Annotated in this window: 24 protein-coding genes and 1 pseudogene; 19 read left to right on the top strand and 6 right to left on the bottom strand. The window is 35.1% G+C overall.

Annotated features, from left to right (window positions below; translation table 11 throughout):
* Positions 1–49: 49 nt before the first annotated feature.
* From NSQ20_RS25605 to NSQ20_RS25590, 4 genes are all read left to right on the top strand, one after another.
* The gene (locus tag NSQ20_RS25605; RefSeq protein ID WP_339185893.1) at positions 50–1,039 is read left to right on the top strand and encodes a YhcN/YlaJ family sporulation lipoprotein; all 990 of its coding nucleotides are present in this window, start codon (positions 50–52) and stop codon (positions 1,037–1,039) included.
* Positions 1,040–1,283: 244 nt separating this feature from the next.
* Complete coding sequence (locus NSQ20_RS25600) at positions 1,284–1,460, top strand: helix-turn-helix transcriptional regulator (protein WP_340031154.1); 177 nt, start codon at positions 1,284–1,286, stop codon at positions 1,458–1,460.
* 879 nt (positions 1,461–2,339) lie between these two features.
* Positions 2,340–3,662, top strand: a complete 1,323-nt coding sequence (locus NSQ20_RS25595) for a DNA sulfur modification protein DndB (RefSeq protein WP_340031153.1) — start codon at positions 2,340–2,342, stop codon at positions 3,660–3,662.
* A complete protein-coding gene (locus NSQ20_RS25590) occupies positions 3,655–4,677 on the top strand; it encodes a hypothetical protein (RefSeq protein WP_340031152.1) in 1,023 nt (340 codons plus the stop codon). Before NSQ20_RS25595 ends, NSQ20_RS25590 begins: the two co-directional genes overlap by 8 nt.
* Positions 4,678–4,844: 167 nt before the next feature.
* Here the strand turns inward: NSQ20_RS25590 and NSQ20_RS25585 are convergent, their stop codons facing one another.
* Positions 4,845–5,369, bottom strand: coding sequence for a hypothetical protein (locus tag NSQ20_RS25585; protein WP_340031151.1), 525 nt, complete (start codon positions 5,367–5,369; stop codon positions 4,845–4,847).
* A 150-nt stretch (positions 5,370–5,519) separates the two neighbouring features.
* The gene (locus NSQ20_RS25580) at positions 5,520–5,762 is read right to left on the bottom strand and encodes a helix-turn-helix transcriptional regulator (RefSeq protein ID WP_340031149.1); all 243 of its coding nucleotides are present in this window, start codon (positions 5,760–5,762) and stop codon (positions 5,520–5,522) included.
* Between the two features lie 413 nt (positions 5,763–6,175).
* Between NSQ20_RS25580 and NSQ20_RS25575 the strand changes: the two genes are divergently transcribed.
* The gene (locus NSQ20_RS25575) at positions 6,176–6,610 is read left to right on the top strand and encodes a hypothetical protein (RefSeq protein WP_340031148.1); all 435 of its coding nucleotides are present in this window, start codon (positions 6,176–6,178) and stop codon (positions 6,608–6,610) included.
* Between the two features lie 166 nt (positions 6,611–6,776).
* Positions 6,777–7,157, top strand: a complete 381-nt coding sequence (locus tag NSQ20_RS25570) for a hypothetical protein (protein ID WP_340031147.1) — start codon at positions 6,777–6,779, stop codon at positions 7,155–7,157.
* Positions 7,158–7,676: 519 nt separating this feature from the next.
* Here the strand turns inward: NSQ20_RS25570 and NSQ20_RS25565 are convergent.
* A complete protein-coding gene (locus tag NSQ20_RS25565) occupies positions 7,677–7,916 on the bottom strand; it encodes a hypothetical protein (protein WP_340031146.1) in 240 nt (79 codons plus the stop codon).
* 53 nt (positions 7,917–7,969) lie between these two features.
* Complete coding sequence (locus NSQ20_RS25560; protein ID WP_340031145.1) at positions 7,970–8,701, bottom strand: hypothetical protein; 732 nt, start codon at positions 8,699–8,701, stop codon at positions 7,970–7,972.
* 246 nt (positions 8,702–8,947) lie between these two features.
* On the opposite strand from NSQ20_RS25560, the gene NSQ20_RS25555 reads away from it, so the two are divergent.
* The 12 genes and pseudogenes from NSQ20_RS25555 (at position 8,948) to NSQ20_RS25500 (ending at position 18,387) form a co-directional block, all read left to right on the top strand.
* Positions 8,948–9,520, top strand: a complete 573-nt coding sequence (locus NSQ20_RS25555) for a hypothetical protein (RefSeq protein WP_340031144.1) — start codon at positions 8,948–8,950, stop codon at positions 9,518–9,520.
* 126 nt (positions 9,521–9,646) lie between these two features.
* Positions 9,647–10,420 (top strand): hypothetical protein, encoded by a 774-nt coding sequence (locus NSQ20_RS25550; protein ID WP_340031143.1) that lies wholly within the window; start codon positions 9,647–9,649, stop codon positions 10,418–10,420.
* Positions 10,421–10,546: 126 nt separating this feature from the next.
* Entirely contained in the window at positions 10,547–11,098 is a 552-nt protein-coding gene (locus NSQ20_RS25545) for a hypothetical protein (RefSeq protein WP_340031142.1), read from the top strand.
* Positions 11,099–11,347: 249 nt separating this feature from the next.
* A complete protein-coding gene (locus NSQ20_RS25540; protein WP_340031141.1) occupies positions 11,348–11,821 on the top strand; it encodes a hypothetical protein in 474 nt (157 codons plus the stop codon).
* 46 nt (positions 11,822–11,867) lie between these two features.
* Positions 11,868–12,329: a DUF6782 family putative metallopeptidase gene (locus tag NSQ20_RS25535; protein ID WP_340031140.1), complete on the top strand. Its 462-nt coding sequence runs from the start codon at positions 11,868–11,870 to the stop codon at positions 12,327–12,329.
* A 138-nt stretch (positions 12,330–12,467) separates the two neighbouring features.
* Entirely contained in the window at positions 12,468–13,316 is an 849-nt protein-coding gene (locus NSQ20_RS25530) for a hypothetical protein (protein WP_340031139.1), read from the top strand.
* A gap of 512 nt (positions 13,317–13,828) precedes the next feature.
* A complete protein-coding gene (locus tag NSQ20_RS25525; protein WP_340031138.1) occupies positions 13,829–14,836 on the top strand; it encodes a hypothetical protein in 1,008 nt (335 codons plus the stop codon).
* 481 nt (positions 14,837–15,317) lie between these two features.
* Positions 15,318–15,941 carry a hypothetical protein gene (locus tag NSQ20_RS25520; protein WP_340031137.1) on the top strand — a complete coding sequence of 208 codons (624 nt, stop codon included), beginning with the start codon at positions 15,318–15,320 and terminating at the stop codon, positions 15,939–15,941.
* Positions 15,942–16,148: 207 nt separating this feature from the next.
* Positions 16,149–16,355, top strand: a complete 207-nt coding sequence (locus NSQ20_RS25515; RefSeq protein WP_340031136.1) for a hypothetical protein — start codon at positions 16,149–16,151, stop codon at positions 16,353–16,355.
* Between the two features lie 18 nt (positions 16,356–16,373).
* Positions 16,374–16,738 (top strand): annotated as a pseudogene (locus NSQ20_RS25510) (cyclic-phosphate processing receiver domain-containing protein).
* 73 nt (positions 16,739–16,811) lie between these two features.
* Positions 16,812–17,417 (top strand): hypothetical protein, encoded by a 606-nt coding sequence (locus NSQ20_RS25505; RefSeq protein WP_340031135.1) that lies wholly within the window; start codon positions 16,812–16,814, stop codon positions 17,415–17,417.
* Between the two features lie 169 nt (positions 17,418–17,586).
* Entirely contained in the window at positions 17,587–18,387 is an 801-nt protein-coding gene (locus tag NSQ20_RS25500; RefSeq protein ID WP_340031134.1) for a hypothetical protein, read from the top strand.
* 123 nt (positions 18,388–18,510) lie between these two features.
* Here the strand turns inward: NSQ20_RS25500 and NSQ20_RS25495 are convergent, their stop codons facing one another.
* Complete coding sequence (locus NSQ20_RS25495) at positions 18,511–19,074, bottom strand: hypothetical protein (protein ID WP_340031132.1); 564 nt, start codon at positions 19,072–19,074, stop codon at positions 18,511–18,513.
* A gap of 983 nt (positions 19,075–20,057) precedes the next feature.
* Between NSQ20_RS25495 and NSQ20_RS25490 the strand changes: the two genes are divergently transcribed.
* Positions 20,058–20,672 carry a recombinase family protein gene (locus NSQ20_RS25490; protein ID WP_340031131.1) on the top strand — a complete coding sequence of 205 codons (615 nt, stop codon included), beginning with the start codon at positions 20,058–20,060 and terminating at the stop codon, positions 20,670–20,672.
* A 66-nt stretch (positions 20,673–20,738) separates the two neighbouring features.
* On the opposite strand, the gene NSQ20_RS25485 is transcribed toward NSQ20_RS25490, so the two are convergent.
* Positions 20,739–21,485: a hypothetical protein gene (locus tag NSQ20_RS25485; RefSeq protein ID WP_340031130.1), complete on the bottom strand. Its 747-nt coding sequence runs from the start codon at positions 21,483–21,485 to the stop codon at positions 20,739–20,741.
* Positions 21,486–21,738: the final 253 nt, after the last annotated feature.

Below are 21,738 nucleotides of genomic sequence, written 5' to 3'. Positions count from 1 at the left end.
CGCATCCTATCTTTGTGACCAAAACCAACATACATTGGAGGATGAGTACATGCCAGCAGTCAAAAAGGCAACAGCTATTACGTTATCATTATCTACTGCAATCTTTGTAATGGCCGGTTTGACAGGTTGTGGCACGAATCGGGATACCAACAATATGCATACGCAAAGTGTTCGTCAGCAAGCCAACGGCATTAACCGTTATGGTGTGGAAACAAATGGAATGGATGGCATCCGTGCGAAAAGTTATCGCATGCATAATGTCACTGACCTGAAATCCAGTGAAGAGCTGGCAAAACGCATCACGGAGATGAAGGAAGTAAAATCCGCCCGTGTCATGTTAACGGATCGTAATGCTTATGTGGCTGTTCGTTTGGCAGATGGTCATGCAGGCAAGTTGGAAAGCAAGTCCAATGGTCGTACGAGCATGCTGAATGGAACGATGCGTAATCATGCCAGTGATACCATGCGTGGGGGCAACATGAATCACGATATGGGTGGTATGCGTGTGAATGGCGGTACGGGCACAATGTCTCCATACAGCACTAGCGGAATTGCTCCAGGACTGAACACAAATTCGGCAACGGATCGCAGCCATATGGGGAATGACCGCAGCATCTATGGAACCATGGGCACAGGCGCCGTTGGCATGATGCGTGGTCTGACAAACAGCGGCAAAGCACGTGGGACGGACGATGGGCATTATGGTATGAGAAGTGAAGGACAACGTGTAGATAGCACGGACGATAACACATCAGCTGAGATTAAGGGTAAGATTTCAGCCAAAATCAAACAGTTTGCACCGAACATCGAGAATGTATATGTATCAGCCAATCCGGATTTTGTGGAGCATGTCGAGAACTATGCCACAGATATTCGTAACGGTAAGCCCGTTAGTGGCATGATCGATACGTTCCAATCGATGGTGGAGCGCATTTTCCCAACGAACGGAACAGATACGAATAACCGTGATGGCATCCTTGACGATGGCCTGATGAACCGTAATCACAACGGTGGTGTCATGAATCGAATGAATCGGTAGTTTTTTGACATGAACAAGTGTGCCTTTGCGCAGATGGTAACATCCGCTGCAGGGGCATGTTTGTCTTACATAATCTCAAATATATAGACAACTGCTCATGTTCTCTTTGGACAATGAATCACATGGTTTACTGCCCATTTTTCTTATAAAACTGAACCAACGCCCTTGACCTGACATAAGATGAGTTGACTGTATCCCCTTAACCTTGTTACACCAACACAACCCGAGCAAGGAGGGGTGAACATTGAAGGGTATCGATCATAAAAGCAAATTTTTGTTGACCCACCGTGAACGCGAAGTATTCGAATTACTGGTTCAAGACAAAACAACGCGTGACATCGCAGGGCAGTTATTCATCAGCGAGAAAACGGTGCGTAACCATATTTCGAATGTGATGCAGTTTGAAATTAATCATAATTAGACGTTACTCGGGGTGAAGTGGAAGGTGAGTTCTCATACATGGTATAATATCCCTATAATATTCAAGGGGATGAATAACGTACGCGCAATTAAATTTGATACAACTCAGTTACCGAAAATTATTACCATCGCTATCATTATAGGGTCACTAATTTACGCAATCCCAAATGTATCTGCACACAAACTGTTCGCAAATGGTTTCACTGGTGTCCTTGAAACGACATGGAATCAGTTGATGAATATTACACCGCCTGACTTCTCAAATACTGCCCCTTAAAGGGCTTTTTTTGTTATATTATGATGTAAAAACTTGGGTTATTATGTCGAAACATGTTACAATAGAAAGAATCAAAATGTAAGGAGTTGGTTCTTTTAGTGAGGTTTAAACCAAACAATTATCGTAAAAAGCAGCGAGTTAAAGAAGGATACACTAATGGAAAGACATTAGCTCTTGTTAAGAAATATGATGAACTGAGAAAAGGGCTTGTGATGTGTAAATGTAGCAGATGTCAAAAGACTATTCGTTTAAGTCCAACTGAAGTTGGTACATATTGTGGTGAATGTATCAGGCAAGGCACCTATTCAAAGTATGTACCGGCTAATTTTAACATAGATCGTACCAAGCAAAGAATAAATGCATAATGTCAGACATCTAACAGCCCTCATACGGCTGTTTTTTTGTTTGCCCGACCCATTGATGGCGCGCTTCTCTAAGTCCAACACAGCTAATCCTCGCCATCTACAGTCGTATTACCCGGTAACACCGTTGTTCCAAATTTTGGAGTCTCCAGTGGTGTCATTTGGTGACACCCTATATGTATCTTTACGTTTAAAATCACTTTGGCGGGTGCTATACTGTATTTAAGGAGTGAAGATACATATGAAGATAGATAGAATAGAAGTTGAACATATCCTTTTGACTCATCTTGAAGTAGTTCTTAAAACTAAAAAAGTAAAGCATCAATTACAGGTTCAACTAATGGAATTAAATGTTCCAGTTGAAGAGATTAATTCAATAATATCTAATGTGGAGTCTGTTTCCAATTTAGATGTTCCAATGCTTTATGGCCTGACCAAAGCTTTATATAAAGTAACAGAGGATAAACTATTCGACCCAGATAGGTATTTCGGTAAGCGAGAAATTAAAGAAGCGGAGAATGTTCTTAGCCAATCAGTTCAAGAAAGAATCACTTTGCCTATCCATTTTGAGGAATGTACAAAGATTAAATTTGATAGCTACGTCACCAAGATTTCAATTCAAAACTTAGTCAAGTTGTACGACAGCCAGTTAATTATTTATGACGATGAAACACAACGTGGAGTCAACTATAAGACAAACAAGTCGGGAGGTATAGTAAGGACTCCTATTGTAAACAAGGCAAGCGTTAAAAGGATCGCTGATAAAATGGCATCTAACAGTTATTTTGAAGATATGATCACTCTAAATGTATTCTCAAGTGAAGTAGACCCTGTCACGTACAATGAGGAGTCCAACACACTGACAATAAACGAGGGCGCTGTTATATCCATCCTTGATGGATTCCATCGCTTACAAGGAGGTGTGGTTGCTCTGCAAACCAATCCACACTTAGACTTGGAGTTGATATTATCTATAAGATCATACGACCATGATACAGCTCAAAGATACTTTGGTCAGATTAATACAGTTAACGTGTTGAAGAAGGAAAGAAGAGAAGAGTTAGCTCAAGAAAGATTGTCTGATAAAGTAGTGGCAAATCTGCAACGTAAGTCTGAAATCGGGAAACAGATTGCATCATCTAACAAAGTAAGTGATTTAGTTGGAGAACTTACAACTTTTGATATCCTTTCTTATGCTGTAGATAAAGTGTTCAAATTGGAAAGGCAATTTGACGTGCTTCAAGTATCGGATTTCCTGATAGAATTCGTTGCTTATTTAGTAGGAAGCTATCCAGATGAGTTTTCAACCAATGTAAAACTACGAGGAAGTCACATTATGAGTCACCCTCTAATGTTTATAGGATATATCGTTCTAGCTCATTACATGTATGAGAAAAAGATTTCGTTACAGAAATTATCTCATTACATTGATAGCATTAATCTAGAAGAAGAAAAACTATTAAATCTACTGAATGAAAAGAAGACATTAACCGGAAACAAGCGTATACGTGAGGATCTTATCAAGTATTTCGACTCTATATTTAGAGGTGTACAGTGTGAATAAAATCTATGATGAATCCTTCTACAATTCATCCGTGAAAGAACGATACTTGAAAAATCAGATTGAATCAACAAAGGTCTCCTATGGACGTGTACTGAAGAGAGCTTCAAGTATTGAAACAAAATTAAGTCGTGATCTATACGATTTTAACTTGAGTGAGATTAAACAGGTATTGCTCTTGTTGAAGTCCACAAAGATGACTACAATCACAGCCACAGGAATCATAATACAAAATTATATAAGATGGGCAATTGAACAGGATTTGCGTGTAGACAACATCAATCCACTTGATGCGGTTAGCTCTGATGAGTTTTACAAACAATTTTTAGATACAAGTGAGCCGATTCTATTCCATCATGACAATATTATGAAATGGGTAAAAAATTGTATTAACCACCAAGATAAATTGGCTATTTTGGGGATATATGAAGGTGTATACGGTAGACAATATAGTGAACTTCTGACACTTAAAATGGAACGAGTTAGACTGATAACTAGTGCTCCAATAAGTTATGAAGTTGAAATACTTAATGAAACATCTGAGGGCAATAAAGAATCAAGGATAATTCCCATCTCAAACGAGTTATATAACATTATGAGGACTGCAAACAATGAAGAGGTCAATTTCAAGAATAATGGATTAGAGTTTGAGGGCATGAGAAACAATAAAAACTATCTTACTAAAACGGACTACATAGTTCGTGGCGCGGCTGATGCACGTACAGGTGTGGAGGGTAACGTACCAGCAGCTTCCGCATTGATCAATAGAAGAATAAAGAAGATATCAGAGCTGTATCAAGTTCCAACATTAACGCCTACAAATATCAGAAACAGTGGAATGTTATATATGGCACATGAACTGTATGAAAAAAGTGGTAAACTTGGTAAAGAGGAATATTATGCTATTTGTAAGCATTATAATGTTGGACGTACACGCGATGGCGGTTATGTTTACGCTAGATTGAAAAAGGATTTCTTGAACATGGAGAACCTTGAATTAGTGTATGGATTAGTGTAATTGATTGTGTGAGGTGGCGCTTAGTGTCACCTTTTTGTTTTGTTCGAGCAAAATATAGGAACCAGATGAAAGTAGGTACTAGAACTGTCTACCTCTAACCTAAAAACAAATCAGATCAGGTTCTCATATGAGATTTTAATCAATATGTTGGATTGATTTTCACTTCCTTATTTTATATTTTTCCAGAAACTTTCAACTAACATTTTAGTTATATAGGGTTTTGCAATATCTTGTGCGTATTCTAAATCAGGAGCCTTAATATATGTTTTGAGAGGCTTTTGATTCGACTTTTTACCTTTTTTCGTGAATTTAGAATGTCTTTTATCTTCTACTATTTCAATTTTTAAAGCACTTGCTTCAATTGAACTAACTCCGTTAATTTGAGCAAATGTTATATCAACGCCTCTTTCACATAGGGATTTGTCTATCTCTCTTAATTGATAGTCCAGAATGTTATAAATTATGTTAATCCGTAAGTCTTCCTCATTCTTAGAGAAGTTTTGTAATGAATATTTGGGATCATTTTTGAGGAGATTGGAAAGCGAAGGTATATCATTGTTGTCTAATAGCATGTATTTATTGAAACAAATGGTAAGTGTATAATATTTATCACTTTCAAATTCAAATGGGAGATTATAAACCTGATTGTGTAAATTAATATCCAATATACTTCCTGATATTATAAATTCCATCCAGATCGCCTCCAAAATCGAAATGATGCAATCATTATATCATTCAACTATTACGAAACATGTAGAAAGAACAAAGGATAGAGGTATTTATTCTTGCGCAAAAAGGCATATTGTGAATTTATTGGATTTCAACCAAAGATAAGACCCAACTCATTTTGAGTCAGGCCCATGTTCATTATCTGGTACTTCTTCAAACTGGATCAGTTCAGATATATCTGTGATTCCTAGTGCAGCGGCTATTCTTGTTAGCATTTCAAGGTTAACCTCTTGTCTATCTTCTTTGGTAAGTTTTGAAATTCTGGCTTGGCTAACCCCAGACATAGATTCAAGCTGTTTTTGTGTTAGATTGCGTTGTTTAAGTACCTCTTTAATTTTGATTTTAACCTTGAGCAATAAATTACCTCCAAACAGTTGACAATATATGACCCTAAGTGTATATTTAAATTATGACCTCAAGGGCATAATTTAGAGTGTCAACGTTAACATCTGTATACTCATTGTACACCATATACAACGTTTCATCATCAAGATTGTACTGGAACTTGAGTTGCAATTATGAAATCTGAATTAAATCAGCAACAATATACTGTATCGATTATTTGTGTAACAACCTGTAAATAAACCTTATGCAGAATTCTGCGGAAAGTGAATTCAATTAGGAAGAGTGATACAGATGTACAACCACGGCAAGCTGATCAATCGACAATTATGTATACGTACACGTAACGGTACGTGGGTAGCACTGAAATCTGTTGCACTGGCCTAATATTAATTCGCCACAAGTTGCGAAAAGGAGACTAATACATATGACAATTACATTTAATCTATTCGTTCAAAAGGTTCCTTTAACGTTTGAATCAATCATTACTAAATTGGAAATTAACCCTAAAGCTCATGGATTGATTGCTAACATGAAAGCTGTGCTTACTTCAGATGAGTTACGTTACGAATTCATGATGCGTGTACCTCACAAACCATCTGGTTCAAATATTAACTCTTTACTTGATGAGATGAGGGAAGAACAACTTTACATCAATCCAATGTCAGACGAATCATTTTTGGATATGTACATGCTTAATCCGTTACAGGCTTTGATGCAGTATTTCAAACATAGTGTGTCTACGGCTCATCTTGAACGGGCTAAACAATGGAGAATCGATATCAAAGATGTGATGAGAATAAAACGAAAAGAGAATAACATACATCTCAATGATGTGCTGGAACGATTGTACCTTAATTAATTTATTCGCACTGCACGACAGGTACAAAGTTGGCTCCCTGACCGGAGAATAATATAAATCAAACATTGTAACAGTGTACTGTAACGAGATTTTCATAATTCGTTTAACAACGGCCAAAAATAACTTGATGAAATTCCGATTTCACTTTGACTAAAGGAGGACACACATGAAGGAATTGTACAAACCGGATTACGACAATTTACCACCTGATGAGAAATCGGCATGGAATTATGATCATTATCAACGTACTCGTGAAGCCATTGATAAATACTTTACCAGTTATGGATTGGATGTTGCCATGATTATAGGGATGATGGAAAGGGCAAAAGAAAGTGATATTCGATATCAAACAATGATTGACTTACTTGATGCTAAATTGCTACCACCGTTTAGTGAAGAGTTGAGTTGGCTGGAATCATTGTTTGCAGATCTGTTTCGTGAGGTACTCAGACCATTACCAAATGAGCAACAGGAGCGTGACATGAGAACAATTATCATTTCGAATAATGAGATTCGATGTATAATGGAAATTCATTACTCGAAATGATAATGAGTTTGAATCATATTGCAAATCCGTATAGGTCACCTAGTAATAAACGCGAAACCAATCGTATTAAGCCAAAGAAATAGAGGGTGCTTAATCTTACAACACTTGAGTCAAGGTATAGTCATTTAGTTGCTGAAGGATCTAGGTTAGACTTAACGGTTGAACGTAGGATAGAAATACGTGAAGAGTTAACATTGATCAGGAAACAAAAACGAATGGTGATGAAAATTGAATGTGATATGTGAGGATGGTGCAAATGGGTGCTGTCCTTTTTTTGTTTGGATTCTCAATACAGTATTTTTTGTACTATATTGAAAACCGAATTTAAGATTAGGTTTGATAACACTGACACTTTCACAATATATTTTGATAAAAGCTTTATGCTTAAAACAGAGGCTGATACTAAAAATGAGTTTTAATATTTAGAATATATCAGTTCAGAACGAAAAACGTCTTCCAGTTAAGAAAGACGTCTCATTAGTGGCTACATTCCAAAATTTTGATTGCCGACTACCTGCTTTAATTAATCTTTTTTCCATTATAAGGATAAATGGCAAGACCAACTATAAGACTAAGAATGCCTAAATATAGTACTCCCCTTATTGTATAACTGAATAAACTAGGCATTGTCCCAAAAACAAAATCTAAATTAACTGGCGATTGTAACTGAAGGTAATGCATTTGTAGCAATGTGAAATTTAAAGAAGAGATTCCGATCAAGAAAAATCCTGAAAATATAAGTGATAGTGATAATTTCATTTCATAACCTCCATAAAAAAAATAGCGAGATGTTCTCTCGCTATAATATTACATCATTTATATTTTAGTGCATATACTCCATCATGTACGCCATTAGCTAATACAGCAGGGCAATTTGCGTATAACATCTCGCTTGAGTGTAAACCATCCCATATTTGACCTCTAGTATAATTTCTTGTTGGTGCAAACGTCATCTTGGCTATTACTCCTGGTTTAACTGGTAATTTCATAGTTATAGAAGATGATGCTGACTTGGCCCATGTAAATGATACCGATGAAGCAATAATCTCTTTGAATCCTGCAGTTACACCTGCGGAGAACTCTTCAGTTCTTGTGATAGATGAGTTAGCTTCGATTGAGCATGGACCCGCTCCAGTGGGACATTCTAGCCATGCGCTTATTTCTATAGGAAGGTGTGTCGATTGCCATTTTAAATCTTGTACATAACGTTTAGTAGCCTTAGCTGCAAAATTTTGTTGGTTTGAGGATTCGTTAACAATGATATTTAAACTTTCTGGAGATGCACCTTTGGAGAGTTGATCAGAAATATTCAATGAATCTTTATATTCCTCGATTTCTACTTTAGCTCCCGTTGCATCTACTGGAGCTACGTAGTAACTTTCTTCCAAAGTATCAAAGACTGCCTCCTCGCCATTATACTCAGATAGAATGTATCTATCCTCAATAGTGTGCTGTGTTGGAGATGCTAATGCTGCTCCTCCACTAGACATTGTGAAAAACATACATAATGCAAGCCCCATACCATAAACTTTCTTTTTAATCATAACCAATTCCTCCTATGTATGATATTTACATATTAAAGTTAACATTGGAAAAATTTTAAGTCAATACTTCCATCGGAACAATTAAATTACAATATTGTAATATAGTTTGCTATTGAGGATTCTAATGTCCTAGTTTTTCTTAGTTTAGGAGAGTTTTGCTCTAAGATGATCAGAATATATCATTGTCTCTTCACACTGGTGTTAGTGGTATAATATTCCTATCATAAATAAGGAGTGATATAGTTAGTGGATTGGCTAACGAATTGGTTAAAGTTTATGTGGGATAGCAATGTAATAGGAAGCGTTATAATGCCTTTGATTGCAGTACTTATAGGTTGGTGGCTTGCTAACTGGAGAGCAGACAGAAAAGAGAAGAGAGCTGAACAGAACCAGCGTATCAAGTTATTACATATGCTTAGACATGAATTAGATACTGTACTTAAACATTATGATGCTAAAGGGAAGTATTACTTGAGAAATACATTAACCGGACAAATAGTAAACAACAGTTCACTCTTGAATTTAGAAGATCACAAAGAGTTACTGAAAAGGTTATGGGAGTATATGCGTGGCTATGAATCTCTAAATACTGCAATTGAATCAATTCCTGCTATGACAACTCCCAAACGTAAAGTTATCTTTGACATGAGCAAGAGATGGTGGGGAGATTATGACCTTGTCAAGTATAACAAGCTTTCTAAATATGTTGATGATGAGATTGAGACTGCAATAAATGGGTCTGTAAAGTATATTATTGATGCAGCTAAACCACTATTGGAAGAGGTAGAGAAACAAATTAGATTGATTGAGAGAAAGTAGTGGTAGAAGACTTGTGTATGTGAAAGAGTCATTTTTTTGTTTTCTATGAGAAGTTTGTCGAAGCATCTTTTAATTTGGTAAACCCCATTGTAAAATTGTTCTATACAGACTGGGAGGAGTAGATTGATGTTACTAACTATAATTGGAGCTGTACTTGGTACATTGCTTGGTGCAGTTGTAACTTACATTTTTTATTTAATACAGAGAAATAGGTCAAGAATTTGTTATCAAACCAGTAATCTAAAAATTATCGGTAATCTTGATTTGAATCTACCACAAGACTTTGAAGTGACACTTTCTGGGGAAAGGATTGAAAGCTTGTACAAATCACAAATAATAGTATGGAATGATGGCACAAACACTATACACAAAACAGATATAACAGAAGAAGATCAATTGAGAGTAGTTTTTGATACTCGAACAAAAATTTTCGATGTTAGTTTGGTAGGTTGTACAAGAGAGATAAACAAAAATGAAGCATTTGTATTAGAAGGAACTGAAGTAACCATCACGTTTGATTTCTGGGATAAAAAAGACGGCATTGTATTAGACATATTACATACAGAAAGTAAAACTGAACCGAAGATTAAAGGAACAGTAAAAGGGCTTATAAATGGAATCAAGAATAAAGGACAAATAGATTATATAAAGAAGAAAGAAAAGTCTGGGGTTCTTTTGCTTATTCATGTAATTTCCTCCTTAATGATATCTACCGTAATTGCATTATTCTTTATGTATTTTTATTATCTCATTCGAGAGACAGACAAATATATGTCGTACTTTCAGGTGTTTACATCTGTGTTTATTGGATCATATATAGCGTCGTTTGTTGGATTTGCAAATATTTTTTCTCTTAGAAAGAGATTTCCACGTACAATTAAATTTAAGCATTCTGAATAATCATTAAGCATCCTTATGGGTGCTTTTTTTGCGTTAAGTTGAAATTGAAATTTCAAGATTGAGTAGTAATCAACTTGACCATATAATAAGGCATTATATGAGAGCACATCCAAGGAGAGTGAGAGAATGGCACAGAGCTTAAAAGCAGCATTAACAGAACTGATTGGTATTTCAGCAAACATCGTATTAGATGATTGGACTTGGAGAGTTTTCGGCTATAGGAAAAGACCAAAAAGAGGAGCATTCTTTACAAAGTTCATTAAGAAATCCAAGATAATCAGAGAAACCTTTCTAGTACGAGAGATTTTTATAATGTGTAGCTCTTCAGGAATCATTGAAATATCAAAGAAGGTTGATGATGAAATACTTTCAAAAGTGATAAGGTCTATGGTTGACGACTTACTTGATTATGATGGAATAACTGTTGCTTTTAGATTCAACTCAAAAAGAGAAGCAGAAAATTACATAATTGATGGAATTTATGATTATGTGAATGCGGAGTTTGAAGAGTTTAATTCAGTTCTATTTAAACGAGCACAAGTTTACACTGAAAAATATATAAATAATGGATGGTTCATAAGTGCTTCAAGGCTTATTGTAGAGGACAATAGTCCCTTAGTTGTAATTAACAAAACTACAGAAGAGCTTTTGAAAAACGAGCTTATTTATGATATATAGCCTAGAAATCTTATCTGAATGTGTCAGATAATAACCACAGAATACTAGTATCAACTAGTAGTAGTCAAACAAACTGAACATCACAGTTATATTCAGAAAACATAGGTAGACTGACACTTGTTGTTGTATAATTGTGGTAGCTAAGTAATTGTATTGATAGGGACCAGCGTATTATGTACTGATAATTCAATTTATATTTCGAGGTTATCTTAGTGAAATAATACTTTTACATAGAAGGGAAAAAAGGCAATGGATTCTGCTTGGATAGCTGTGGTGAGTGCATTGGGGGCTTCTACTTTAACTTTTATAGGTTCTTTGGTTACAAATATACAAAAATCTAGAAGTGACGCAAAGAAGGACAAGGAAAATAGAGAGTGGAGTTTGGAAGATGCAGAAAGAACAGAGAAGAAGAATAAACTGGAAAGTGAATTTAATATTTATAATGAGTTCTTAAGAGCTGTCGGAGAATTGCATTATGTGCGGGAAGATCAAGTTGGCTATTACTTATTTGACCTCGAACAGTATAGAATTAATGTTCGTCCTATTTTATTTGTAAAGCTACATCTTTTACCTTATGGAATTATAGAAAAAATTAGGGGACTAGATGTTGCTTCACAGAAGGAAGAGCTCTACGAATCTCCAGAGGATTGGCGCGATGATTTATCAATAATGTTTAACACATTAGTTATTGAAATTGAACAGCAGTATCAAAGGATTCAATAAAGATACATAAATGTGCTTTGAAGAAAATTAGAAATGGGGATACACCATGATAAAGGCTACAAATAAAGAAGACAACGTATTTAAAAAGTTTGAAGAGCATACAGCCCTTATGAAAAACATATTGAATGTGAATCCAACTGTTTTAGTGGGGGAAGATGCCAAAAAATATCTTGATGAGAGGGGTTATAGATTATTAAATGGAGGATTCGACAAGAATACAAATACTGTTGTTGTAAAGAAAGCAAAGAGATTGTTAACTTTAGCACATGAAATGAGGCACGCTTGGCAATTTGAAAATAGCGTAAAGTATAATTTTGAATTCCCAGAGGGGAGGCAAATGATTTACTTTTTTAGGAGAAAAGAATGGGACGCCAATTACTATGCATTTAAATATGGATGGAACTCAGATATGAAACTGAATGCAGTAATATATTTTCTGGGGTCTGTAAATTTTTTAGGTATGTGGGTAATCGTATTCGCTCTACTTATATTTAAGATTGTCATTTAAAATGAGTCTTTCACGGATTGTGGGGAAAGAAACTAAGTAAATAAAAATTAACAGGCATTCCATTCCTATCTGAAGGAAATGATTGTTCGATAAAATATGAGTTGATATCAATAATTAAACTAGAAAGTAGGGGAGTTAGTGCAAAAGCATTTTATACCAGAAGAGTTTCATCATTCACATGATTATTTTATAGATTTACTAGACTCAATTAGGAATATTTTAGTTGAGGCTGATTCTTTAGACCTTAGAAAATTTTCTTTGACTATTAATCTGGCAAAGGAGGAATATGAAAAAATAAGTCATGGTGAAATTTCACTTTATGAATGTTTAATGAGTAACGGGCATGGGAATTTAGTGAACCAGATCACTAAACGAGAAGTCTTCTTCGCTTTGGTCGCTGACTTCTGTAACTTTATTTATGAAGCATTAGAATGCTCTGAAAAAAGAAAGTTAACAGTTACTTTCTCACTATTAAGAAAACCATTCAAAGATAACTTGTTATTGTTAGAATGGCTATTGGCAGATGAAAATGATTTTATCGAGAATTTTAATAGTTCTGATTCTGAGAACATTGCACCTGATAAGATCTCAAAAGAAAGGAAAATCGAAATTATTAAAAAGGCAGAAATATTAGCAAATACTAATCTGAATTCGTATGAGGAAATATATAACTTAAGATACACGAAGAGTATAACTTATGGATTAGAAAGAATTTGGAATCAGGCTAATCATATTGTAACTACAGTTAAACATTATAAAACTAGTAGCTCAAATCTAAATTTTGTTTTTACTGATGAGAACGCTCTGTTAGAACAGTGGAAAGCACTTTACAAACTATTGCACATATTAATGTATCATTCGACAGAAGTAATAATTTCATTGTTTGAAAAGCTATTCGCTGAGAACAGTAATATCGTTGGTCAAACAAAATTAATAAGAGATATAAAATTTATACAATACTCAGCACTTATGTTTCCCGAAACTTAATTGTGAAGTTTCAAAACAGAGAAAGAGATGTCAAAAATCCAAATATATGAAACCAATGATCCTTAACATGAATGAAAATGAGGTTAATGAGAGGGCTTCTAATGTTGTTGGTGGACTGATAAAGACTCAACCCGAGTGAAATCATGTGTTAGCCAGATTGTGCTATGAAGTTTGCAAGTATATTACAGAGAACTTTAACTCTAAGGCATTTGAACGTCTTTGGAAGACAAGGCTATGATTCAACTCAAATAAATGAGCTGAAGTAAAAAAAATGAAAACAGCATTTTACTGAATTGGTTAATGATATTGATGCAGATTTCGTTTCTTCGTTACAAATGAGTACTAGAAAAGAACTTGTATAAGATGGAACACCATTCAAGATGTATTCTTTCAGGACCCAAGCAAGTAGCATTTACCAGTGGAGGAATCCAGGGAGTAGAGTTCTTGAATGCTTGGTTGCTTGAAGAAAAAGAGTATTATTTTTGAAAGTACAGAAATGAGAAGGTGAGCCAATGGATAAAAAGGATCGACGCAAAGCCAATGATCATCAAATGATTGCTTATTTTCGAAGTTTTGATCATACATGGAGAGAGACAAAGATTCTTTCGATTAAACATATAATAGAAAACAGAAATTCATTTATGAATGTTATTCAAAAACATTATGGAGATAGTTATATTGAAGATCCTGAACACTACACATACATTGAGGCAACTAATGGATTAATATACAGCGCTATTTCAGAACTTATGATGTACGTAGAGGATCTGTTTTGTCTGGTGAAATTCATTAGAGAGAGTGAATTCTTTATAAAAAAAACAGTTCAATATCAAGCAGGTAAGGTTACTGGAATAGTTCACAGGATATCAAAAAAATCTGATGACGATATTTTAAAAACTTTCATGATCCCAAATAGACCATATATAGAATCGTTGATGAAAGGGCATGATGCCCAAAGTATAACCCATGCTTTATCTAATTATGATATGGACGTAAAAAGCATGTTAGATAAGTTGAAAAATATTGTAGCAAAATTTATAGACCTTCAGTTTTATTATAATCAATATAAGCACGGTTTATCAGTTGGTATCAAGATGTACGGACAAAAAGTAAAACCCGAATACCTTGAACTTAGAAAGGCCAGAACTACAGGCAGCCCGTTAATTTATGATAATGCAACAATTCAGAAAAAACATGAATTAGGCAGATTATCAACTAGTATGATTATTCCAAATATCTCCGGACTTTCTGGGTTTATAAGTGATTTGGAAAAAGAGGGTAATCTTTTGACTTTTCAATATGGAGATGAAGTAGATATTAATGAACTCTTAAATCTTGCTAAAGACATATCATCATTAATGTTATGTTTAATTAAAAATCGTATTGATTTTATTGAACCAGCAGTTCCAGGAGCAAACAGTATTTATTTTCCGATTACAGAAACCAGAGAAATAAAACAAGTTACCTTAGTTCCTATTGATAGACCTCGAATAATATTTGATTATAATATTGATATCTAAAACTAAAAAAGTACGTGAATTATTGAAAGTATACAAAGAAGGATGTGGGCATTTTAAACACGTTATAGTTTTAGAGTGTAGAGTTTAAAGTGATGGTGCCTGATAGTATGCTTACAGCAACAGAAAATTGAGAGATACAAAGATCATTAAATATCATGATGATAGTGAGATGACTATGGGTGCTCATTGATATTCTGGTGACACGCTGACTGTTCTATGAAGAGATAAATTATTGATGATAATTCCGCGTTCTTCCGAATTGTGAAAATTTCTAGCGTTAAGGTTGTTTAGTATAGTGTGGGGAATCAAAATGAAATTTAAGGGCCATCAGACCAAACATACGTGTAACCACTACTTTCCTCATTGTAAACAGCTCGAGTTACTGGTTTGCTTGCCGCGAGTCTTAATTAAATGACGAATTCTATTTATTTAAGAAAAAAATTATATTATATTCTAATTCTGATAGGGGAGCAGGTATAAAATGACAGCAATTAACGTTGTGTTTGACAAAAATCAACTTATCTTATCAATGGACACTTTAGTAAGTAGGTCATTCAGCAGAGTTCCGATGAAATTCACGACAAAAATTCTTTTACTCCCTCATCTCAATAGTGTAATATGTGGAACTGGAAATTTAGATTTATTGCATGACTGGTATATTTACATCCAAAGAAAATTGATTTCAAGAGATGTTGAATATTTTAGCGATGTTGCTACAGAATGTCTTATTGAACTTAATGAAAAGCACCCTAAAGAAGCTACTTCGACCATATTTCATTTTGGATATTCAGAAGCAGAGTCTGTATTCAAAGGATATTTGTTTAAGTCTGAAGAGAATTTTGAGAAGAGAGACATTCCATATGGAACCTTATTAAAACCTCATGCTGACTTCGACGTGTATCAAGAATATGAAGAGAATGGAAATCTACAACAAACTTTCATTCGTCTAATGGAACTTCAGAAAACAAACGATGATAGATTAGAGACAGGCTGGGCGGGAATCGGAGGAGAGATCCAACTCCTATTTATGAAAAAGGACTCAATTAAGCTTGACACCGTTCACAGATTTGAAGACTATGAGAGTCATTTTACGAAATCAATCTAGTCACGCTAACTATCAAAGGGAGCTACCTTCTAAACTTGAGAGTCTGTTAGTCGAGTTATATTGAGCACAATGAATCTATTGGTAGGCTCAATACTAAGTAAAAGATGTGTTTCACAGGGAAGGATACATAGACAGTCTCAGAAATTGTCGACATCTCTTCCTGTTGGATCGTACGAAAAAACAAACTAATATTGGGAGGTTAACTAAATGGCTACGACTAACAATAGTATTCCTGTAATGGTTAATTTGCTGCAAGAATTACATACAAACAAGGAAGTCTCGCTTGATGCTTTTCACTATGGAGACAACTACAAACGAATTGCCGAAGATTTGTACAAAACAGTTCAACTGATCGGTGGTTATGGTGTTAACCTTAATGAAGGTGGACTTAGAACAGTAATCACTATCCGCTAAAAGCGAAAGATATCGACCATGACAGATAAGATTAACCTATACGTAGACGATCTCAGAGACTGTCCAGATGGCTTTGTGGTCGCTCGTACATACTATGAAGCAATATACATATTCTTGAGACCAGAAAGGTGGCTATTCTTACGTTAGACCATGATCTGGGTGAGGATGTAGAGGGCAAAGAGTTACCTAATGGATATGACTTGGTTAAGTATTTCTGTGAGCATGGATTGAGGGCGGAAAAGATATACATACATACTGATAATCCTGTAGGACGGCAGAACACGTATGATACGCTGTTAGCAGCTCAGCGGAGAGGATTCATTGCAGAGGATATTGAGATTTACCATTATCCTATAACAGTGAACAGGTATTCAGGTGAGTAAGTAAAAGGAATGCTTAATGAGAAGTGTATCGAACTTTATAATTAAATACTATCAGCATAGGGAGAAATTATTCATGATGAATTTTAAGTTCTATTTATCTGTATTAGCACTCGTGGTGTTAATGGCAGGATGTTCAGAGAAGAGTGCAGAGCAGCCTGTTATTCAAGAACAATCTAAACTAGAGGCTAGCCCCGTTGAAAATACTATTGAAGATCCTGCCAACGATAATGAGACAGGATCTTCAATAGATGAAGCGGTTGTGGAAGCAAGCGAAACAAATGAAACTAAAGAGGAAGCTACGGTGGCAAGCACGACAGAAGTTTCCCAGATCGACACATCAGTTTTTGTATTTGCTCAAGATATAAAAGTTACAGATGCGATAGATATATCAAAACATATAGACGTAGTTGTATACATGAGTGAGGATGTAGGGAAAGGGTTGGCTGTGCAACATGTGTTCACACAGTTGTATGACTTTTTACAGCAAACTAAGGTAAAAGAAGCCGAAACTGTGACTGTTGGAATAATGAGTGGGGATTTTAGAATTGCACAAATTACAGTTGATATGAGTAAGTTTGAAGCAGGTGAACATTTTATCCATTCTGTAATGGATGCTTCTAAAATCGACAAAATGGATGATGATATCAGAGATTACGGGGAATCACTAGAGCTGTGGTAGACATGTCAATGAAATACAAGTTTGATTAAGAAAGCGGGATTTTGATGTGTGCCATATTGTCATTCGTTGAGACTCCGCTCAATTATTTGTTAATAAACTTTCGTTGTAGGGTTTGTCTTTCTATGCTAAAATTCCTTGTGGCATAAAATAACAATTACGGAGGTTTACAATGAATCATCGAAAATCCATATCAACTCTCTTGTCTGTAGCTTTGCTTGCAATATTGCTTGCAGCCTGCTCAGTCAACGTTGATGAAGTAAGTAATGCAGCAAATGTGGCTTTTAAAGAGAAAAACTATCAAGTCTTCAACGAGCAATATGACAAACTAAGCAAGGCCGATGAAAATGAAGCCACTCTCTACCTTAATAAAGTAAAGGAATACTCTATCTTCTCTTCAGACACATATGGCACAAGTACACAAATATCCGCTGGTATTAAGGAGTTAGCTTTAATAGAGGAAGCAGTGCCTAGCCTTAGTGACTATGTTAAAGAGAAGACTAATGAATTAAATAATAAGTTGGCTAAGATAAAAACTATATCAAGCACGATAAGATACATAAATGACACTCAAGTAGAAGAGCTCGAAAATATTACATCAGACGCAAACACTTTTGTGATGTTAATGAAAGAGTACGAAGATGTAAAGAAAGCCATTTCAGCTCTTGAGAATCTAAGTTCAGGTTTAAATTCTCACATCATAGAAGTTGAATCTATAGTAGAAAAAGACAACAACATTAATGGACTTCTAGACGCTATGAGAAATCTGAAAACTAACTTAGATTCCAAGACAAATTTTCTTAAAACTAACAGTGCGAAGATTACATCTTCAAACTCTCTGACAAGCGAAGGTAATTTTTATGGGATGGTTAATGTAACAGACTTGTCTGTAGAGGTTGAGTCCCTTGATAGTCAAATCACAACTTCGCTAAACGATCTTAAACAGCGCGCCGCAAGTGTGGGCTCTCAATAGTGAATATGGTGCTGAATACCTTTCTTATTTTAGAGAGGTATTTTTTTATGAAATGCATCATTTATTACATAGTGGGACTCAATTAAGAGTCCCTGTTTATCTTCAAACTACTCAACAAAAATTTTATGCGGATTTGCTTTTTGATCTTAATTTGTCAAAGGTTTCTTGATTTACTTTCTCCCATTCCACATTGACTTTGATCAACGGATTGATTCTTTTGTTATTTGATTTTTTCTTGAACGCGGCTCTGTAGTAATGTCGATTAAAAACTAATTGGGCTATTTTCTCAAACGTTCTAGGTTTACTAATGATTATGCTATCGCCCAGTGTTGCTTTTAAGTATTTTGGGGTCAGATGCCAAGTATAGAATGTAATATTAAGTCTATTTTCCACTCCAAAAACTAAAGACTCACTTACTAACGAAAGAAAATTTCGAAGATTACCTTTTGCTTTACCATTCACATGTATTTCCATTTCATTAGAGCTAATTAATATCGACTCGCCCGGAACGTTCATTTTTCTAGTTTTTCTTTTACGGTTAAGATGTATTGAGAAGAGTAGGATACCAGTAAAGTATAATGACAATCCCAATACCATAACCCTCATCAACAAGTATGTTGCTCCAACTAAAAGTACCAACATTGAAACAAGATTAATTTCATTCGAACTTATTGTTCTTCTTTTCATTTTCAATTCTCCTTTATAATTTATAAGGGAATTGTATAACGGACTTGTAGATTGTCAAATACTTTAGTTGTTTTATACTGTTCGAGTGTCTCTAGGTGAAATATAAGTTTGAAATAAAAAAGCACCACATATGGGCGCTTAGAATCCTTCATGAATTTCAATTTTAGAGCTGGTTAGGTAATCGATGATTTTTTCATAAGATTCATCATCGCTTCTTTTACAGCTAGGGTCGTCCAACATGTCGAATACATACTTTAAGAGGTTAAGAGGTGATCACTAAATTGACCATTTGCCTTCAGTCTGAGAATTAGTATAAATGATATGGGAAAAATGTATACTGAATTGAATCGAATTTATTGTTACGTGAACAAATGTGAAATATTGTGTAAATAAGTCATCGTTTTAAATAATCCTGTTACTATACGATTGAACTTTTGGAAAACGCTGAAATCCCTTGTCCTGTCTAGATATTTTTAGAATTCAATCGTGAATTTACAAAATTTCCTAGTTTATTAAAATCACTTGCTACGACTAGCTTTTTAGGGTGTTGTTGATCATTCTACGATTGCGCTTACGATATAGGATAAATTGACCTGACAAAGAAGCTAAAACGTTGATTTAACTGCATAAATGGATAGTTGTTGTATCGTACACGAATGGAACCATGATCTATGTGATTGTAATCTCTCGATTCAGTCTGAATCCGGTTACAGAGACGAATTTCTAAGACAGGCTCACACTGTCCCAAGGGACTTCGTAATTTTCCGATGTTGTTCCAGTACCATATTGGTACGTTCCTACGATTGAAAAGGTGTGGCTAAAAGTATACTTTTTGAAAGACTCTTTCGGAATATGTCAAAAGTATATATGGTACATTTCAAATTCTGTATAAATATAAATGAAACATTTCATAAATACTTATATATGTTTTGAAATACTTTTGCTATAATAACTTTAACGACATAGTAGAAGGTGGTTGAATTATGGGAGAGATTAGACATCATGGTTACATAAGAGTTTCGACTAAGGATCAGAACGAAGCGAGACAATTAGAAGCAATGAAGGACTTAGGAATATTGGAAAGGGATTTCTACATAGATAAGCAGAGTGGAAAGAATTTTGACAGACCCCAGTATCAAGTAATGAAAAACGCTATTCGTAAAGACGACATACTGTTTGTGAAGGAACTGGATCGTTTAGGGCGAAATGCACAGGAGATTAAAAAGGAATGGGAAGATATTACCCAGAACATTGGCGCTCACATAGTTGTCTTGGATATGCCTATCCTGGACACAAGACAGTATAAGAATGGGTTAGAAAAAGTGATATCAAGTATCGTTCTTGAGTTACTCTCATATATGGCTGAGCGTGAACGTGAGAAGATTAATGATAGACAGGCTGAGGGAATAGCGGCTGCTAAGAATGACGGTGTTGTGTTTGGTAGACCAAAGCAAGCGATTAATGAAGAGTTTAAGCAAGCATACACAGAATGGAGACAAGGGAATATCACAGCCGTTGAAGCTATGAGAAGGGCAGAGATGAAGCCTAACAGTTGGTATCGTAGGGTAAAAGAATATGAGCAGCATTCATTAGCCTAGGCGATTTGTTGTTCGAGGTCTATTCCTGAACATGATTAAGTTTATTTGATTGGAGAATAATAGGACTCATTTCGAGTCCTTTTTTTGTTCGTTTTCTTGAAGGATAAGTTTGCGTTCTTCCAAATCTAATGCTCTATCAATTTGTTCTTTAGTATAATTGCTATAAGGGTACTCTACCTTTTGTTCATTATCCTTTTCAGGGTAGATAGCTTTTTCTATGGACGTATTCAATAAATTAGTCCCGATCTGAGATAAGAAGATAAAAAGAAACATGATAACAATCTTATTTCTATCTCTTGATGGATCAAACTGTTGACCGTAAGTAGCTGACAGATAGCCAGCAAATACATTGAATATTGGTGAAGTATTGTCTTCATCTGATGCATCACCAGGAGGATTAATTCTCTCTTCAAATACGGTAGAAAATTCTGGATGTTCATTGGAATCATCAAAATGTCGCTCCATAACTTTTTCTAAAGATTCACCAAGAGTTTTATAAACAGACAAATCGACATTTTCGAACATGGTAGTTAGAGCATCACGTACACTATTCATTTGCTTATCAACCATGCTGAGTGTGTGAAATACTTCTGAAGTGTTCAATGCTTCTGAAATATTTTTACCCCACATATCCCAATCCTTACCGATTTGATTTATTCGACTGATGGTATCGTCACTTAGAGTAAAGTCTGACTGACGATATGTGCGAATAGCATCTAGTGTAGCATCAGAAATAGTCATATTGATACCTTTGTAATGATGAGTTACTTGGTCAACCAGTTTCTTGGCAACTTCTGAATCTATATCTGTCATATAACACCTACCTTATAGTATTCGTACACTACAGTATAACACATACACACTTAAACAAATAAGCCTAACGGACACAATTGCGATACGGATGTAAACCGGAAAATGTACATAAGGGGGTGCATTTACACCCAGAAAATAATAAATTTCTGGAAAATAATCCGCTAGCACTTATCAATGGTTCATTAAGTTATTGCATTGACGATACATAGATACATGGGGGGATATTTTAAATCCAAAAAGGTGACTATTTTAC

Source organism: Paenibacillus sp. FSL K6-1122 (assembly GCF_037977015.1).
Lineage (GTDB): Bacteria > Bacillota > Bacilli > Paenibacillales > Paenibacillaceae > Paenibacillus > Paenibacillus amylolyticus.
This window is presented reverse-complemented; position numbering and strand designations above follow the sequence as displayed.

Excerpts from the sequence above, each read along its gene's own strand:
- NSQ20_RS25605 (WP_339185893.1), top strand. The coding sequence starts at position 50 with ATGCCAGCAGTCAAAAAGGCAACAGCTATTACGTTATCATTATCTACT.
- NSQ20_RS25595 (WP_340031153.1), top strand. The coding sequence starts at position 2,340 with ATGAAGATAGATAGAATAGAAGTTGAACATATCCTTTTGACTCATCTT.
- NSQ20_RS25585 (WP_340031151.1), bottom strand. The coding sequence starts at position 5,369 with ATGGAATTTATAATATCAGGAAGTATATTGGATATTAATTTACACAAT.
- NSQ20_RS25575 (WP_340031148.1), top strand. The coding sequence starts at position 6,176 with ATGACAATTACATTTAATCTATTCGTTCAAAAGGTTCCTTTAACGTTT.
- NSQ20_RS25570 (WP_340031147.1), top strand. The coding sequence starts at position 6,777 with ATGAAGGAATTGTACAAACCGGATTACGACAATTTACCACCTGATGAG.
- NSQ20_RS25565 (WP_340031146.1), bottom strand. The coding sequence starts at position 7,916 with ATGAAATTATCACTATCACTTATATTTTCAGGATTTTTCTTGATCGGA.
- NSQ20_RS25560 (WP_340031145.1), bottom strand. The coding sequence starts at position 8,701 with ATGATTAAAAAGAAAGTTTATGGTATGGGGCTTGCATTATGTATGTTT.
- NSQ20_RS25550 (WP_340031143.1), top strand. The coding sequence starts at position 9,647 with ATGTTACTAACTATAATTGGAGCTGTACTTGGTACATTGCTTGGTGCA.
- NSQ20_RS25545 (WP_340031142.1), top strand. The coding sequence starts at position 10,547 with ATGGCACAGAGCTTAAAAGCAGCATTAACAGAACTGATTGGTATTTCA.
- NSQ20_RS25540 (WP_340031141.1), top strand. The coding sequence starts at position 11,348 with ATGGATTCTGCTTGGATAGCTGTGGTGAGTGCATTGGGGGCTTCTACT.
- NSQ20_RS25535 (WP_340031140.1), top strand. The coding sequence starts at position 11,868 with ATGATAAAGGCTACAAATAAAGAAGACAACGTATTTAAAAAGTTTGAA.
- NSQ20_RS25525 (WP_340031138.1), top strand. The coding sequence starts at position 13,829 with ATGGATAAAAAGGATCGACGCAAAGCCAATGATCATCAAATGATTGCT.
- NSQ20_RS25520 (WP_340031137.1), top strand. The coding sequence starts at position 15,318 with ATGACAGCAATTAACGTTGTGTTTGACAAAAATCAACTTATCTTATCA.
- NSQ20_RS25515 (WP_340031136.1), top strand. The coding sequence starts at position 16,149 with ATGGCTACGACTAACAATAGTATTCCTGTAATGGTTAATTTGCTGCAA.
- NSQ20_RS25505 (WP_340031135.1), top strand. The coding sequence starts at position 16,812 with ATGATGAATTTTAAGTTCTATTTATCTGTATTAGCACTCGTGGTGTTA.
- NSQ20_RS25500 (WP_340031134.1), top strand. The coding sequence starts at position 17,587 with ATGAATCATCGAAAATCCATATCAACTCTCTTGTCTGTAGCTTTGCTT.
- NSQ20_RS25495 (WP_340031132.1), bottom strand. The coding sequence starts at position 19,074 with ATGAAAAGAAGAACAATAAGTTCGAATGAAATTAATCTTGTTTCAATG.
- NSQ20_RS25490 (WP_340031131.1), top strand. The coding sequence starts at position 20,058 with ATGGGAGAGATTAGACATCATGGTTACATAAGAGTTTCGACTAAGGAT.
- NSQ20_RS25485 (WP_340031130.1), bottom strand. The coding sequence starts at position 21,485 with ATGACAGATATAGATTCAGAAGTTGCCAAGAAACTGGTTGACCAAGTA.